This window comes from Algoriphagus halophilus (genome assembly GCF_900129785.1).
GTDB lineage: Bacteria > Bacteroidota > Bacteroidia > Cytophagales > Cyclobacteriaceae > Algoriphagus > Algoriphagus halophilus.
In genome coordinates, this window is sequence record NZ_FSRC01000002.1 from 322,973 (window position 1) to 337,575 (window position 14,603).

General features: G+C 39.2%; 12 protein-coding genes. 2 read left to right on the forward strand and 10 right to left on the reverse strand.

Features of this window, described 5'->3' with window-relative positions; genetic code table 11:
- Window positions 1–22: 22 nt before the first annotated feature.
- Together BUR11_RS13440 and ytxJ are read right to left on the reverse strand one after the other, a co-directional pair.
- Complete coding sequence (locus BUR11_RS13440) at window positions 23–2,878, reverse strand: TonB-dependent receptor (protein ID WP_074225504.1); 2,856 nt, start codon at window positions 2,876–2,878, stop codon at window positions 23–25.
- Window positions 2,879–3,000: 122 nt separating this feature from the next.
- The gene (ytxJ, locus tag BUR11_RS13445) at window positions 3,001–3,342 is read right to left on the reverse strand and encodes a bacillithiol system redox-active protein YtxJ (RefSeq protein ID WP_074226133.1); all 342 of its coding nucleotides are present in this window, start codon (window positions 3,340–3,342) and stop codon (window positions 3,001–3,003) included.
- A 71-nt stretch (window positions 3,343–3,413) separates the two neighbouring features.
- On the opposite strand from ytxJ, the gene BUR11_RS13450 reads away from it, so the two are divergent.
- A complete protein-coding gene (locus BUR11_RS13450) occupies window positions 3,414–4,811 on the forward strand; it encodes a DUF4403 family protein (protein WP_074225505.1) in 1,398 nt (465 codons plus the stop codon).
- 47 nt (window positions 4,812–4,858) lie between these two features.
- Here BUR11_RS13450 and BUR11_RS13455 read toward each other — a convergent pair whose 3' ends face one another.
- The 4 genes from BUR11_RS13455 to BUR11_RS13470 form a co-directional block, all read right to left on the reverse strand.
- A complete protein-coding gene (locus tag BUR11_RS13455) occupies window positions 4,859–5,347 on the reverse strand; it encodes a HEAT repeat domain-containing protein (RefSeq protein ID WP_074225506.1) in 489 nt (162 codons plus the stop codon).
- Between the two features lie 19 nt (window positions 5,348–5,366).
- Window positions 5,367–6,608: a hypothetical protein gene (locus tag BUR11_RS13460; protein ID WP_074225507.1), complete on the reverse strand. Its 1,242-nt coding sequence runs from the start codon at window positions 6,606–6,608 to the stop codon at window positions 5,367–5,369.
- A gap of 133 nt (window positions 6,609–6,741) precedes the next feature.
- Window positions 6,742–7,410 (reverse strand): 3'-5' exonuclease, encoded by a 669-nt coding sequence (locus tag BUR11_RS13465; protein ID WP_074225508.1) that lies wholly within the window; start codon window positions 7,408–7,410, stop codon window positions 6,742–6,744.
- Entirely contained in the window at window positions 7,407–9,353 is a 1,947-nt protein-coding gene (locus tag BUR11_RS13470) for a DUF294 nucleotidyltransferase-like domain-containing protein (protein ID WP_074225509.1), read from the reverse strand. Before BUR11_RS13470 ends, BUR11_RS13465 begins: the two co-directional genes overlap by 4 nt.
- A gap of 106 nt (window positions 9,354–9,459) precedes the next feature.
- On the opposite strand from BUR11_RS13470, the gene BUR11_RS21235 reads away from it, so the two are divergent.
- Complete coding sequence (locus BUR11_RS21235) at window positions 9,460–9,633, forward strand: hypothetical protein (RefSeq protein ID WP_200800411.1); 174 nt, start codon at window positions 9,460–9,462, stop codon at window positions 9,631–9,633.
- Window positions 9,634–9,667: 34 nt separating this feature from the next.
- Here BUR11_RS21235 and acs read toward each other — a convergent pair whose 3' ends face one another.
- The 4 genes from acs to BUR11_RS13490 all read right to left on the reverse strand — a co-directional run bounded on the left by acs (window position 9,668) and on the right by BUR11_RS13490 (window position 14,528).
- Window positions 9,668–11,560 carry an acetate--CoA ligase gene (acs, locus tag BUR11_RS13475; RefSeq protein WP_074225510.1) on the reverse strand — a complete coding sequence of 631 codons (1,893 nt, stop codon included), beginning with the start codon at window positions 11,558–11,560 and terminating at the stop codon, window positions 9,668–9,670.
- A 51-nt stretch (window positions 11,561–11,611) separates the two neighbouring features.
- Window positions 11,612–13,297, reverse strand: a complete 1,686-nt coding sequence (locus tag BUR11_RS13480; RefSeq protein ID WP_074225511.1) for a sodium:solute symporter family protein — start codon at window positions 13,295–13,297, stop codon at window positions 11,612–11,614.
- A gap of 27 nt (window positions 13,298–13,324) precedes the next feature.
- Complete coding sequence (locus tag BUR11_RS13485; protein ID WP_074225512.1) at window positions 13,325–13,588, reverse strand: DUF4212 domain-containing protein; 264 nt, start codon at window positions 13,586–13,588, stop codon at window positions 13,325–13,327.
- A 187-nt stretch (window positions 13,589–13,775) separates the two neighbouring features.
- On the reverse strand, window positions 13,776–14,528 hold the full coding sequence (locus BUR11_RS13490; protein ID WP_074225513.1) for a ZIP family metal transporter: 753 nt from the start codon (window positions 14,526–14,528) through the stop codon (window positions 13,776–13,778).
- Window positions 14,529–14,603 lie beyond the last annotated feature (75 nt).

A 14,603-nucleotide genomic window follows, 5' to 3' on the forward strand; every position in this document is an offset into this window, starting at 1 on the left:
ATATTAAATCAAAATTAAGTTTTTACCAAGTTCTACTACCGCCAGGTCTTCTACGCTCCCAAGGGTTATCAGAAGGCTCCGGTTGCTTGAAATTTCCTATGATATAAGTGAATGTCAGCATTCCATACCTGGTCAGCACATTGGTAAAAACATCAGTTACCGAAACGTCAGAAATGGTTCTTTGAATGCTGTTATTCTGATTCAACAAATCAAAAACCACCACTTTTAACTCTGCCTTGTTATTCTTCGCAAATCGGTAGCCTCCTTCAATATTCCAAAGCCAGAACGATTGATCAAACCCTTCAGACAAACCACTGTATAAGCTATGATTAATATTATTTCCAATAAATAACTTTCCTCCGTTTGGAGAATAATACAATCTCAGATTGGACTCTTGTACATAGTAATTATTATCCTGTGTAGTTTGAAGGCTGGAATTGACAATGTTATAATTACCTGTCGTACTTAAGGTGAAATCTACATTCTCACTGATGTTCGAGGTAAAAGTGATCCCTTGCCTTAAAGATAGGTTATCATTTAGGTTTGTTTCCCCATTGATCAACCCTGGAATTCTATTGAAATTCACTCGGGTATTCATATTAAACTGAGTCTTGATTCCTTTTATAGGAGTACCGTAAGTGAAGAAGAAAGTGGTTCTAAAGTTTCCATCCAAGTTGGTCGGTTGGGTAATTTGACCTCCTGGCCTCAATAATATTTCCCCATTAATCAAGGTGTCTTGTGCTGTCAAAAAGGTGCTTGAACCTATATAATTCTTCGTGCCTGAGTAGTTAAAAAACATAAACATGGTATGGTTCTTCTCCATATTTATTTTGCTCATGTTGATGAATATATTGTGATTATAGCTTTGTCCCAGATTTGGATTTCCAACACTCAAATTCAATGGATTTTGATTGTTTACCACATTTTGAAGCTGGGATACATTTGGTTCATCGGTGTTAGTTCTATACCTCAACCTGTAAGAAATTCCAGTCTCTCGATTTCTATAGCTCAAACTTGCACCAGGCAAAATATTATTGAAGCTTCTATTAAACACTCCTGGTTCTGGAAAAAATGCCTCATTATCTAATTTCGCATTTTGATAATCTAAGTTGAAATTTAAGTTTAACCCATTGTTATTATAAGCATATCCAGAACGTACTCGTTGAGTTATAAACTTATTATCAAACTCATTACTCAAGGCAGTATCCAAGAGATAAATCCCTTGTTCTGCTCCCAGCACATATGTCTTTTGATCTGAATTGGATTTATTATTTCCAACTTGATAACCAATAGTACCTATAGACTTCTCTCCCAAAGGTTCAGTCAAAGTAGCATTGACCCTATAATTAAACCCATTTGACAGGGTATAAGTCTCCTGCAGCGTCGTATCTAAAACATCTCTATTATAATCTATGCTGGCAGCAAGCAAATCGGAAATTTGATCCCGATTGGACCAAGTAGTATTGATATCCGTGGAAAAAGTCCTCCCTTTTTTATCAAATTTATATCGATAGGTAATGTTGTTAGAAATGTTGTAGGACTTATTCTCTGCATTGGTAATGGATCTTAACGCACTTAAAGAATCCCCTGTGTTTGCCGTGGTCAAAGCATCCCGGTCACTGAAACTAGTACTGTTTTGAATGGATACATTGGGAGTCACTATAAAGGAATTCTTTTCATTTAAATCTGCTTCCAATCTTCCGCTAAATCGATGATTATAATTGTCTGTAGTACTGATCAGATTTTCCTGATAATACTGGGTCAAGCTTTCATTGACCACCGTCTCACGATTGGTGATTTCCTGTAAATTATTGGCCGAGTTATTGAAAAAATAGCTACCAGTGAAATTCATTTTTTGTCCCCATTTATCAGAGTAATTGAGGCCTATTGAATTAGTAGTGTTAATCCCGCTATTGTTTCCTGCATTGAAATTATTATTTCCACCACCAAAACCTCCGCGTCCTCTACCTCTGCCTCCACCGGAACTATTAGCATTCACTCCGGCCAAATCCTGACTTGAAAAGTTTTGTTGATTGATATTATTAGCCAACCCTAAAATGGAAATTCTTCGGTCTCCGCTAAATAAGTTCAAACTTCCTCCGGCAGAATATCGATCATCCGTTCCATACCCTCCATATACACGCCCGAATTGCCCATTTTTTCGATCTTCTCTTAAAATGATGTTGATCGTTTTGGTATAGGAACCATCATCGAATCCAGTCAACCTACTTTGATCAGATCTTTGGTCTAATACCTCTACTCGATCAATAGCATCTGCAGGAAGATTTCTTAAGGCAATATTTGGATCAGAACCGAAAAATTCCCTTCCATCCACCAAAATCTTTTGAACGGTTTCCCCTTGAGCCTGCACTTCACCATTTTGAATTGTGACACCTGGAAGTTTTCTAATCAGATCCTCCGCTTGGGCATTTTGCTGCGTTTTGAATGCTGAAGCATTAAAAGAAGTGGTATCTCCTCTCATTTCCCCAACTGGAGACTGCCCTTCAATCACTACCTCTCCCAAAGTTTGGGTATCTTCATTTAAGACCAAGGTCCCTAGATCTGCCGGTTCACGAAAGCTATGAGTTTTGGAAATTGTTTCATAGCCAATGAATTTTATTTCAATTTTTACTTGAGGAATCATCGGTCTATTCAATTCGAATTTCCCTTGGGCATCTGTTACGCCTCCCACTAACAAAGAATCCGTAACAGTCTTTACTAAAACATTGGCTCCATTCATTGGAGTTTTCGTGGTTCCGTCCATGACGGTACCTGTAAGTTTAATTTGAGGTCTTTGACCCTGAGGCCGTTGCCCATACACATTAAAAACTAGTAGCAGGCAAAAAATCAGTAAAAGGTATCTATATATGTTTCCCATAGTTGCGCAAATATCTGTTTCTTTGACCCTAGAAAAGTGCCAAAGGTTTAGTGCTCAACTAAAGAAAAATTAGAATGGAATATCGGGAGGATAAATGGCTAAAAAATGATTTAAAAGATGAATTATTTTTTCACCACTTCCATGATTTCAGGATAGGATATTCCAAAATGGCTATTATCATAAACCGCCACTCCGCCTTTTATTACAATTACCTGAGGAGATTGATGAGGAACTCCAAATTCCTGGCTTACCTGATTAGACAACTCTCTGTTCTCGATGATATCCAAATGGTAAGGAATGACAGATTTATGGTCATCCTCTTTCCAATTTCGAAGTAGTCGATCCAAAGACATACTGCTTAGCGAGCAACGGGTGCTATGTTTAAATATCATCACTGGAACATCCTCACTTAAAACTTTGATGTCCTCTATTTGACCCAATTGTGTTAATTTATTCCAATTCATTTTCCATCCTTTAATAAAGGGCAATATTTTTGGGGAAGATAAAGTTCCCTGATTAACCAAGGAATTTACAAATGAAATTAAAATCCAAGTTTGCTTTAGTCAAATCATTTATACTATTCGTTTTTGTAATCGCTAGCTTCGCTTCTTGCAAAACTTTTAATCCGCATTTAAACCCTGAGCCAGAAATTGCTCCTCCGGCATTTTCCTCGGTCAATGTACCTGTGCAAATCCCAAAGAAAACCTTGGATAAAATATTTAATCAGGCCATCCCTCAGGTATTGGTGAATGATGAATCGATCGGGTCTGGAAATTTCGAAGGAAACTTATTACTGACTAGAAACGGAAGTCCTTTCTATACCGCTTTGGACAGCCAGCGAATTCAATTAACACTTCCTTTAAAACTTCAGGGAGAGATTGGGTTAAAAAGAGGTGGTCTAGGTAGTTTTATTCAATCCAAAATCCCTTTAGACGAAACCCTTACCCCGGTTTTTATCCTAAACCCCTCGATCAACCCGGATTGGAGCATTTCTATAGCTGACTTTGAACTGGTTGACTTAGGAGGAAAACTAGCTTTATCAGTATTAGGAATGGAAGTGGATCTTTCAGGGCTTTTAGAGAAGGAGATCAATCGCTGGGGAGAACAAAACTTAAACTCCTCCAAATCCATCGTTAGTTTAAAGACTTTTATTGATCTAGCCTGGAATCAAGTAGGAAGGCCTTTTACAATCAATTGGGAAGGAGAAGCTTCTACATTTTCTATTCAGCCTGACTCTGTTAAACTTCAAGAATTCTTTGATCAAGAGGATCAATTAAATGTATGGCTAGGTTTGAACGGAAAGGTAAATACCCATCCGGTTAATGCATCACCAAGCCGTGCATTCCCTCTCCCAAAACTTAGCCCTAACCTCGATTCTGAAAATCATTTGGAAATTACTCTACCTTGGGTCCTTGACTATGAAAAATTAAATCAACTACTGGGAGAGAACCTGAATAATCGCCCAATTCGGGTGGATAAAAAGACCATACTCACCCCTAATAATATTCAAAGCCAATCCTTTGGAGATCTTTTGAAAATAACCATGGATTTTATGGCAGAACAAACCAATGGGAAAAGCTTGGATGGAAAGCTCTACATCATCGGGAAGCCAGCATATGATGCCGAAAATCAAAATCTTTATTTCACGGATATCAATTTTAAATTGGAAAGTGGCAACCTGGGAGCCCAGACAAGTATTGGTCTCAAAAAGAAAAAGATCATCCGAAATATTGAAAAAAGAGCTGTCTTTCCAATTGGAGACTATTTGGATGAAGGAATGCTTAGCATTCAGGACAGATTGGCTTTGAAGACGGGAATTGCTGATTTGCAAATAATAGATCTAGTAATCACTCCAGAAGATTTCTACCCTACCAAAAATGGGTTGACGGTGCACATGAAGGCACGGGGCAAAGTGAATTTTGATTGGAAATAAAAAATGGGAAGTACCTCAATACTCCCCATTTATCAATTAAACGATCCTCATTTGATTTTTTTCATCAGATCTTTTGCTGACTTCTTGATGTCTTCATCCAAAAAGTGTTTGGATATATGATCGATTTTAGATTTCAGGTTTTTACCTAATTTCATTGAAGAAACGGAGCGCATAGCGAATTTCACTACTGAAGGATTGTTATCCTCTAAAGATTTCGCCAATATGGCTTCTGCCACTTCTGGAGGCCTTTTCTGAGCTCCAAATGCGGCTGCAATTCTAATGGTGGATGATCCTTTTTCTGCAGCATTTTTTAGGATATCTCCTACACTGTCATCATCAATGTATCCCACCAAATAGGCTGCTTTCATAGATAGGTTTTCATCAGAACCTTCTATCAAATCCGAAAGTAAGGGTAATGCATCTTTCCCAAACTTTTTTGCACCTGCTGGATAATCCAACTCATCCTGTCTTAGGAAATCCAATAATTCTTCAGGATCGAAGCCTTTAGAGGCTGCTTTTTTTCTTGATTGTGCCATAAGTTCTAAAAATTTTGGGTTAAAGATTTGTACTAAGTCCACTTGATCTCATGGTACTGGACTCTCCAGAAGTCAAGTTTGGCGGAGGGTTGGTTATATTAAAGGTTCCATTACCAGTCATCAACCGATCGTTATTATTCACATGGCTAAGTCCTAAAACATGCCCAAATTCATGGCCCAAAGTCCATCTACTTGCGGTCCTTACGACCACACAACCAGGCCTTCCTGATGGAAATGCCGCACATCCATTGTATCCAGGCACAGTACTATTTACAAAATATACTACGACGTCATTGGCTCCAACGAAATTCCTGTTCCCAAATAGCGTTGTCTGTTCTGGCGTAACTGATCCCATGGTACAACCTCCTACATCTACATCATTAAGAGAGGGCAAATTAAGTGTTTCAGTGGTTGCGCAATCCACCCGAATCCCTGCTACCGCAAACACTTCCTGCATGGCAGCAAACTGTTCGTTAATTGTAAACCGAGTAGGAGTAGTCAAAATTTTCACATGAACTCTAATCCGCTCCCGCAAGACTCTTACCCCTGCAGTAGAGGACCAATAAATACTTCCATGCTGAAAATGTGAAATCCTTCCTTCGCCTCCAAAAACTACTATTTCATCGGAGGTGGGATAGCCTAAAAAACTCCTTTCCCATCCTAAGGATGCCCAATGTGCACGGATAGCACCATGAACCTCATGCGCTCCTGTGCTTGGTGTCCAATAAATACTACCTCCTTGAAAATGATTAAATCGACCTACTCCATCTGGACAAGTAGTTTCATTGGTTAAAGGATACCTTAAGAAGCTTCTTTCCCAACCTAGGCTTGCATATTTGCTTCGGATGGCTCCATGTACTTCCCAGGCCCCTGAAGCGGGAGACCAATAAATACTACCCCCTTGAAAATGGTTAAACCGGCCAATTCCATCTGGAGTTTTTGTTTCGTCCGTTTTGGGATATCCTAGAAAACTTCGTTCCCATCCCAATGACTTCCAACGGGCTTTGATTAATCCATGTACTTCATGAGCCCCTGTATTGGGATGATAATAAATGGATCCATTCACATAGTGCTGGAATGAACCTACTCCGTCAGGACATTTTAAAATCCCTGTCGTGGACGTGCCCAGCCATCCTCCAGATCCTCCTAATGACCAATATTTTGTGGTAATAGGATGAACTGGAATAGCCTGTAAATTTTTGAGCTTTTCTAGAAGCTCGTTTTGCACCAGTAATTGTGGGTCTATTTTAAATTTTGACATCGGTATTGAGTTGAAAAATTAGACAAAAAAACCTTCTTTAATATAATTATATTTAACTGATAAATAATAGGTTAAATGATATTTTTTATTCAATTACTGATATATAAAAATCAAACAATGAATTAGGTTTCAATTATTTTTTTAACCGTCCCCAATTATTTATGCCTTTCTTGCTGGCAAGTTTTAAGAGCTTCAAAAATAAATTAGCTGTCAAAAAAGCGTCTCCTCCAGCCGTATGTCGATCATCTGTTTCGATCTCAAATCGTTTGCAAAGTGAGTCTAGCGTGTAGTCCTGAAAGTTTATCCTACTAGGATCCACCATTAAGCCATGGTCTAATCGAATTGCCAAATCTCTGGTATCAATACTTGAGTTTGGGAAATCAACCAGCCCAAAAGGCCTAAGCGCTTTTTCTAACATTGCTAAATCAAAATTGATGGAATGGCCTATAATCACATGATTCCCTAAGTAAGACAAGAGTTGAATAGCAAATGTTTCCAAGGAAATCTCCTCCTCATTTTTTAGTAAACCATGTACTGGTATAGCCTCTTTTCCCGTTTTGGAAGAAGCTAAATACCATTCAACTGCTGTAGAAACATGGATTTTTTGTTCTTGTATTTTTACGGCACCAAAGGATAATATATGATCTTTGGAAAGGTCAAGCCCAGTGGTTTCTGTATCCAAAACCACAAAAGATAACTCATCAAATTGCCTAACTTCGGGAATACTACTTTTAAACTCCTTCAGAAAATCTTTGACAAAGGACTTTGGAGAAATCTTTTTCTTGAAAAACGACCAACTCATTTCGAAAAGAAGTCTAATTGAAACCTTACTTTCACTAATTCCTGAAGCTCCAATAGTGGAGTAAATGTATTCTTCAATAGTTGCTTATGAAGCTTTCCAAGACTCTCAGGATCTATAAATCTCCCACTATTCTCATGATGAAGTCCCTCCAATGCTCTCATTCGCATCAGTATTTCGTAGGCCTTTCCTGCCTGAGTATATAATTCTTGATTGACTGGCTCTAATTCAGCAAGTTTTTCAAAACGCTTAAACGTATTGTTAATCCCAACTACTCCATGACTTAAAATCAACAACCTCGCCAGGTCAGCCAAAGGCATCATCGCCCTGGCCTTAATATCAAATTGGTCTCTATGTTCGCCGGATCTCTCCACCATAAATCCTCTGAAAAACCCTAATGGAGCGGGTTTCATATAAGCGTTTTTAGCTAGAAAATTTAGAAAAAAATGCTTCTTCCTAACTTCTTCATAAATATGATCTGTCAATTGATCAGCCAAGAAATTTGTCCCGCCAATTGCCCTGTAATCAAAAAATATGGTAGAGTTTAATAAAGCTTCTTCCGTGGGCCTGAGGATCCATTCAGAAAAATAATCTTTCCATGTAGTAATCGGCTGAACCCATTTGGAATTACTTGCCATAATATTTCCTGGACAGGGGGATATTCCACAGTGGATTAATACCTCCACCATTTCGGACCCTATTTTCAGAAAAAATTCAGCAGCCTGATCTTGGAGTTCTTGAGGGACATCTTCATAAATTATCGCATTATCCTGATCTGTCCGTAACAACTGCTCTTCTCTTCCTTCGCTACCCAATGACAAAAAACAGAATTTAATTCCTTCCATTTCAGGGTATTCTCTTCGATATTTCGTAAGCGCAATGATTCTTGCCTGGCTGATAATCACATCATTGATTTCAGTCATGACCGATGCCACAAAATCCATCGCTACTTCATTTTCTAAATAATAGCGAAGCATTTGCTCGGCTCTAAGTCGAATACTTTTCATCTCATCAAGATCCATGGTATTGAGCAGGGCATGAATCAAAATAGCTGGACTATTTCCCATGGATAATAACACATCATGATCAGAAATTATTCCAGTTACCGGACTTTGAGAAGTTCCGTCTTTTGTAAGCACCAAATGGTGAAGTCTATTCTTGATCATACACAAATAGAGGTCTGAAAAAGACGCGTCACTTTTGCGGACAATCAATTCTTCACTCATTATTTCAGAAACCGGAGCGTCCAGTGATAACCCTCCTGCTACCACTTTTTTTCTCAGGTCCTTATCAGTAATGATTCCTAGTGGATACTTGTGTTCATTCACCACTACGATACTGCTTACTTCTTCAAAACTCATCTGTTGGGCCGCTTCCTGAATGGAGAGGTCTTTTAACCCAGTTAACACGTTTTCTGAAATCTTGATGACTGAAGGATCTGAAAAAATCAATAAGGAGTGGTCATTCGATTCATTTCTAAAAACTCCCCTTGCTTTTTGTCCTTGCGATAAATCCTGCCGGACGACCACCTGACCACTTGCAAATCCGGCTGCAAAATAGAGTGCTACTTTACTATTCTGCTCTAGAATCAACTCAAAGATGGATACTGGAACAAAGTAAACGATTGTTTCTTCTGCTACAATTGCATTCAACACATAGGGCCTTTTACCCATAAGGGCTAAGACTCCAAATACATCACCTTGGTCACAATACTCTTTCACCACCTCATCAGATGCCTGATTCTCTGTCAGTTTGACAGATCCTTCCCGTATAATAAAAAAATGAGATTGGGCTGGTTCACCTTGGGAGAATAAGCGTTCACCCTCCTCAAAATACTTGATAGAGACCTGCTGTGCTACGTTCTCCAAATCATCTTTGCTCAAAAAATTAAACGGAGGATACGTTTTTAGGAACTCTGCTACCCGATTGACAATTACATTAGACATGCTTTGAAAATTGAATTTCGAATAAATTGGCCATGGACGAGTGCCAAACTGACAATCAATCGAATATGGAATAAAAATTGGTATTTTAATTTAAACCTTAAACCATATGAGGCTATTTAAGCAAATTTTTAGACCATTACGTAGAATAGTTTGGGCATTGATCGTTGCCTTCATGGTCGGGGTTCATAATTTTTATAAACAAGAAATGGACTCTCCCGATACTATCATTTCTCAAATTGAAATAGATGCAGAGGAGGAAGATTCTTCCCCAAAGGATTAAAAAAGAGCCATAGTTTCCCATGGCTCAGTCTCATTTATTTCCTTCCTTCGATAATCTTAGTAACTACCTCCGGATCAAGAAGTGTACTGGTATCACCCATATTGTCCAGACTATTTTCAGCTACCTTTCTTAAGATCCTTCTCATGATTTTTCCTGATCTTGTTTTCGGTAAACCAGGGACTATTTGGATTTTATCTGGCTTGGCAATCGGTCCTATGATTTTGGATACCATTTCTTTGATTTCATTCACCAAGTTATCCTCCGTACGATTCGTCATGTCACAGATGACATACGCATAAATCCCCTGCCCTTTGACATCGTGAGGATAACCCACGACAGCAGACTCGATTACTTTTGGATGTTCGTTGATCGCATTTTCTACTTCAGCAGTTCCCATTCTATGGCCAGAGACATTGATCACATCATCTACACGTCCCAGGATTCTATAATACCCATCATGATCCCTCTTTACTCCATCTCCTGTAAAATACATGCCTTTATAGGTAGAGAAATAGGTTTGTTTACATCGATCATGATCTCCATAGGTCGTCCTAATCATTGATGGCCAAGGAAATTTGATACAAAGGTTACCTTCAACAGAATTCCCTTTTAATTCATTCCCCTCAGGATCCACGATACAAAGCTGCACTCCTGGCAAAGGCAATGTTGCATATGCAGGTTTAGTAGGTGTAATACCCGCTATTGGAGAAACCATAATTCCTCCTGTTTCGGTTTGCCACCAAGTATCTACTATTGGGCATCTATTTTGGCCAATATGAGTATGGTACCAATGCCAAGCTTCTTCATTGATAGGTTCTCCCACAGAACCCAAAACTTTCAAGGAACTTAGATCATATCCTTGAATCACATCTGTCCCATAAGCTTGTAAAGCCCTTATGGCTGTAGGAGCCGTATAAAATTGATTTACTTTATATTTTTCAACAATCGCCCAGAACCTCCCAGCATCTGGGTAAGTAGGAACTCCTTCAAACATCAAGGTTGTGGCCCCTGCTAATAAAGGTCCGTAAACAATGTAAGAGTGACCAGTAATCCATCCTACATCCGCAGTACACCAATAGATATCTCCAGAAGAATATTGGAATACATTCTCAAAGGAATATTTGGTATACACCATGTACCCTCCAGTAGTATGCACAACCCCTTTAGGCTTTCCAGTAGACCCGGAAGTATAAAGAATAAACAACATATCCTCACTGTCCATTTCCTCGGCCACACACTCCGCTGATTCGGATGCGATCACATCATGCCACCAGAAGTCTCTTCCATCTTTCATCGTCACATCTTGCTTGGTGCGTTGATATACGATGACAGTTTCTACCGAACTTTTCTCCAAAGCTTCGTCTACTATTGCCTTCACAGCTATTTTTTTACTGCCTCTGAAGTTTCCATCGGAAGTTAAAATAGCTTTTGCTTCACAATCGTTTACTCGATCTGCCAAAGCAGTACTTGAAAATCCTGCAAAAACTACTGAGTGGATCGCCCCGATTCTGGCACAAGCAAGCATGGCTACGGCTGCTTCTGGCACCATAGGCATATAAATAATCACTTTATCGCCTTTGCCAATCCCCTTGCTTTTTAAGGCATTTGCAAAACGGCAAACTTCCTGATATAACTCTTTATAGGTAAGCGTTCTACCTTCCTCATTAGGATCACTTGGTTCCCAAATAATCGCTGGTCGATCACCAATAGTAAATAAATACCGCTCAAAAATATTTTCTGTAATATTCAACTTTCCATTGACAAACCACTGAACATTAGGTTCGTCAAAATTCCATTTCAACACTCTGTCCCACCTCTTCCTCCAGTAAAATGAATCTGCAATCCTTGCCCAGAATTCTTCTGGTTGGGTGGCACTTTTTTGGTACTCGTGTAAATATCCGCTTAGGGTATGTATTCTATCACTCATGATATTATTGGGTTATCGAAATCATTATTAATTGATTCTTCTAAGTTACGATTAATGATCAACAGCCTTGCCTGCGCCTCTAGGAATTCTTATTTCTTGAATCATATCTTGTACAGATTGGGGTGGTGCCGGAGTAAATTGAGATACTACGATACAAACCAAAAAGTTGATGAACATTCCGATAGATCCTATTCCTTCTGGAGAAACTCCAAACCACCAATGGTCTGCTGTGTTTAATTCTGGTGAAATAAATTTAAAGTAAATGATATAGGCCAGCGTAAATACTAAGCCAGAAACCATTCCTGCAATTGCTCCCTCTTTATTAATTCTTGAAGAAAAAATCCCCATGATAATCACTGGGAAGAAAGAAGCTGCAGCCAATCCAAATGCAAAAGCAACCACTTGTGCTACAAATCCAGGAGGATTCACACCAAAATATCCAGCTAGAAGCACGGCGCCAGCAGCAGCCAATCTTGCTATCCTCAACTCTTTCTTTTCAGATATTTCAGGTTTAAAGGTCTTAAAAAGATCACGGCTTACTGAAGTGGAAATCACCAATAGTAATCCAGCGGCAGTAGACAAAGCCGCTGCCATCGCCCCTGCAGCTACCAAGCCAACTACCCAGTTGGGAAGTTCTGCAATTTCCGGACTAGCCAGCACCATAATATCCCGATCAATCGTTAATTCATTGGTAGCCGGATCAGCTACATATTGGATTTTCCCATCTCCATTTTTATCATCCACAGCAATCAAATTCGTTTTTTGCCAATTTGACACCCAAACCGGGAGACTGGAAATCTCTTTCTCAGAAGTACTATTGATCGCATTATAGATTCCAAAGGCTGCAATTGCTGGTGCTGTCGTATATAAAATGGCAATGAAAACCAAAGCATAACCTGCCGAAAGCCTGGCATCTTTTACTTTAGGTACTGTAAAGAATCGGACGATGACATGAGGCAATCCTGCAGTACCTACCATTAAGGCCAAGGTGATCATAAAAATATCCATCATCCCTTTCCTACCTGCCGTATATTCTGCAAAGCCAAGTTCTCCTAATACACCGTCCAGTTTATCTAAAAGTGGGGTTCCATCCGCCAACTCTCCTCCTAACCCCAACTGAGGTACGGGGTTTCCGGTTAATTGCATGGAAACGAATATCGCAGGAACCATATAGGCAAATATTAATACACAATATTGAGCCACTTGAGTGTAAGTAATTCCTTTCATTCCCCCCAATACCGCATAGAAAAATACGATGCACATACCAATAACCACTCCCCACTCAATAGGGACTTCCAAATACCTTGAAAACACGATTCCTACTCCTCGCATCTGACCAGCTACATAGGTAAATGAAATGAAAAGCGCACATATGACTGCCACTACTTTGGCCGTATTCGAATAGTAGCGATCCCCTACAAAATCAGGAACAGTGAATTTTCCGAATTTCCTCAAGTAGGGTGCTAACAGCAACGCAAGTAATACATAGCCTCCTGTCCATCCCATCAGATAAACGGAGCCATCATACCCTGCAAAAGAAATAATTCCTGCCATGGAAATAAATGAAGCAGCGGACATCCAATCTGCTGCTGTGGCCATTCCATTGGCCAGGGGTGAAACTCCACCTCCCGCTACATAAAATTCTTTGGTGGAACCTGCTCTGGACCAAATGGCAATCCCAATGTATAATGAGAATGAAAGTCCAACAAGTATATATGTCCAGGTTAAAATATCCATAAAATAAAAGGGGTTTGGTGATTGGGTTTACTCCTCGTTGACATCAAATTCCTTATCCAGCTTATTCATGCGATAAACGTAGACGAATATCAATACAACAAATGCATAAATAGAGCCCTGTTGAGCAAACCAAAACCCTAATTTATAGCCTCCCAAACGAATCGAATCCAATTCTTCTACCCAAAGAATCCCAAAGCCAAAGGAGACTAAAAACCAGATGAGCAATAAAAAAAATAAGGTTTTGAGGTTCTTTTTCCAGTAGGCTTTCATTTTGCCAGAATCCTTGGCCATAATCGTGCGGGTTTATTATTTGGAATCAAATTTAAAAGTAAGTGTAGATTCTTACGAAATGCAACCCATTCGTCATTAATTAATGAAAAATTAAGGTTTAGAACTCTCCTCCCCTCATAATATTCTGATTGATAGATAAAACTCCAATCATTTTATGGAATCAAACCGGACCTAAAAAATCAGTATCCTAAAACATATATTCTGATAGGATTGCCAACCCAGCTGCCAAGAAACTAACCAATAACTTATTCCAATTAAATTTATGATGTGGGCTACTTTCAAAGAAGATGGTCGTGGAGATATGTAAAAACCCTCCCGCTACTAGACCGAAAAGCATACCTACTCCTTCTCTTTCCAATAAACCACTTTGAAATAAATACGCGCTGGAAAACATACCCATTGGGGAAGCAAGCGCAAACAAAGTCAATAAGATCAAAGTCCACTTTTTACTCATGGAGCTGGACAACACTGCTGCCAAGGCAAAAGCGGCTGGACCTTTATGTAGAATTACTCCTGCTAAAACAGTTTTACTGTTATGTACATGCCCAAAAGCCTCAGAATCTGCCCCAATTAAGCTCCCATGTGAAAGTAAAGTTCCTTCTAAAAATGCATGTACAAACAATCCCAACATCACCGTTAAAATCCCGGCTTTGTTTTCTCCATGATGGTGATGAATATGGCCATGCTCAATTCCGCTGGATAAAAACTCCAACAATTGCTGAAGGAGAAATCCAATCAAAATATATAGTCCCATTTTTCCTCCCTCATATCCGCTATGGAATAGCTCAGGAAGAATATGCAAAATAGTGATGGAAAAAAGGTAGGAGCCAGCAAATACCAATACCAGCTTAAAGTATTTATCCCTGAAATTCGGAGCGATAAAAACCAAAGAACCGGCAAGCATTGCGGTCAAAAAAAGAAGAAGAAAATTTAAAACCATAACCTAGTTAGCCCTTTCCTATATGGAAAGTTGGAGGTATAACCGCGGCAAAGGTAATAAAATTCAATAATGTTG

What these genes read in the sequence shown, in the direction of transcription:
- BUR11_RS13470 (WP_074225509.1), bottom strand. Translation starts at nt 9,353, where the DNA reads ATGTCTAATGTAATTGTCAATCGGGTAGCAGAGTTCCTAAAAACGTAT.
- acs (WP_074225510.1), bottom strand. Translation starts at nt 11,560, where the DNA reads ATGAGTGATAGAATACATACCCTAAGCGGATATTTACACGAGTACCAA.
- BUR11_RS13450 (WP_074225505.1), top strand. Translation starts at nt 3,414, where the DNA reads ATGAAATTAAAATCCAAGTTTGCTTTAGTCAAATCATTTATACTATTC.
- BUR11_RS13480 (WP_074225511.1), bottom strand. Translation starts at nt 13,297, where the DNA reads ATGGATATTTTAACCTGGACATATATACTTGTTGGACTTTCATTCTCA.
- BUR11_RS13465 (WP_074225508.1), bottom strand. Translation starts at nt 7,410, where the DNA reads ATGAGTTGGTCGTTTTTCAAGAAAAAGATTTCTCCAAAGTCCTTTGTC.
- BUR11_RS21235 (WP_200800411.1), top strand. Translation starts at nt 9,460, where the DNA reads ATGAGGCTATTTAAGCAAATTTTTAGACCATTACGTAGAATAGTTTGG.
- BUR11_RS13485 (WP_074225512.1), bottom strand. Translation starts at nt 13,588, where the DNA reads ATGGCCAAGGATTCTGGCAAAATGAAAGCCTACTGGAAAAAGAACCTC.
- BUR11_RS13490 (WP_074225513.1), bottom strand. Translation starts at nt 14,528, where the DNA reads ATGGTTTTAAATTTTCTTCTTCTTTTTTTGACCGCAATGCTTGCCGGT.
- BUR11_RS13455 (WP_074225506.1), bottom strand. Translation starts at nt 5,347, where the DNA reads ATGGCACAATCAAGAAAAAAAGCAGCCTCTAAAGGCTTCGATCCTGAA.
- BUR11_RS13460 (WP_074225507.1), bottom strand. Translation starts at nt 6,608, where the DNA reads ATGTCAAAATTTAAAATAGACCCACAATTACTGGTGCAAAACGAGCTT.
- ytxJ (WP_074226133.1), bottom strand. Translation starts at nt 3,342, where the DNA reads ATGAATTGGAATAAATTAACACAATTGGGTCAAATAGAGGACATCAAA.
- BUR11_RS13440 (WP_074225504.1), bottom strand. Translation starts at nt 2,878, where the DNA reads ATGGGAAACATATATAGATACCTTTTACTGATTTTTTGCCTGCTACTA.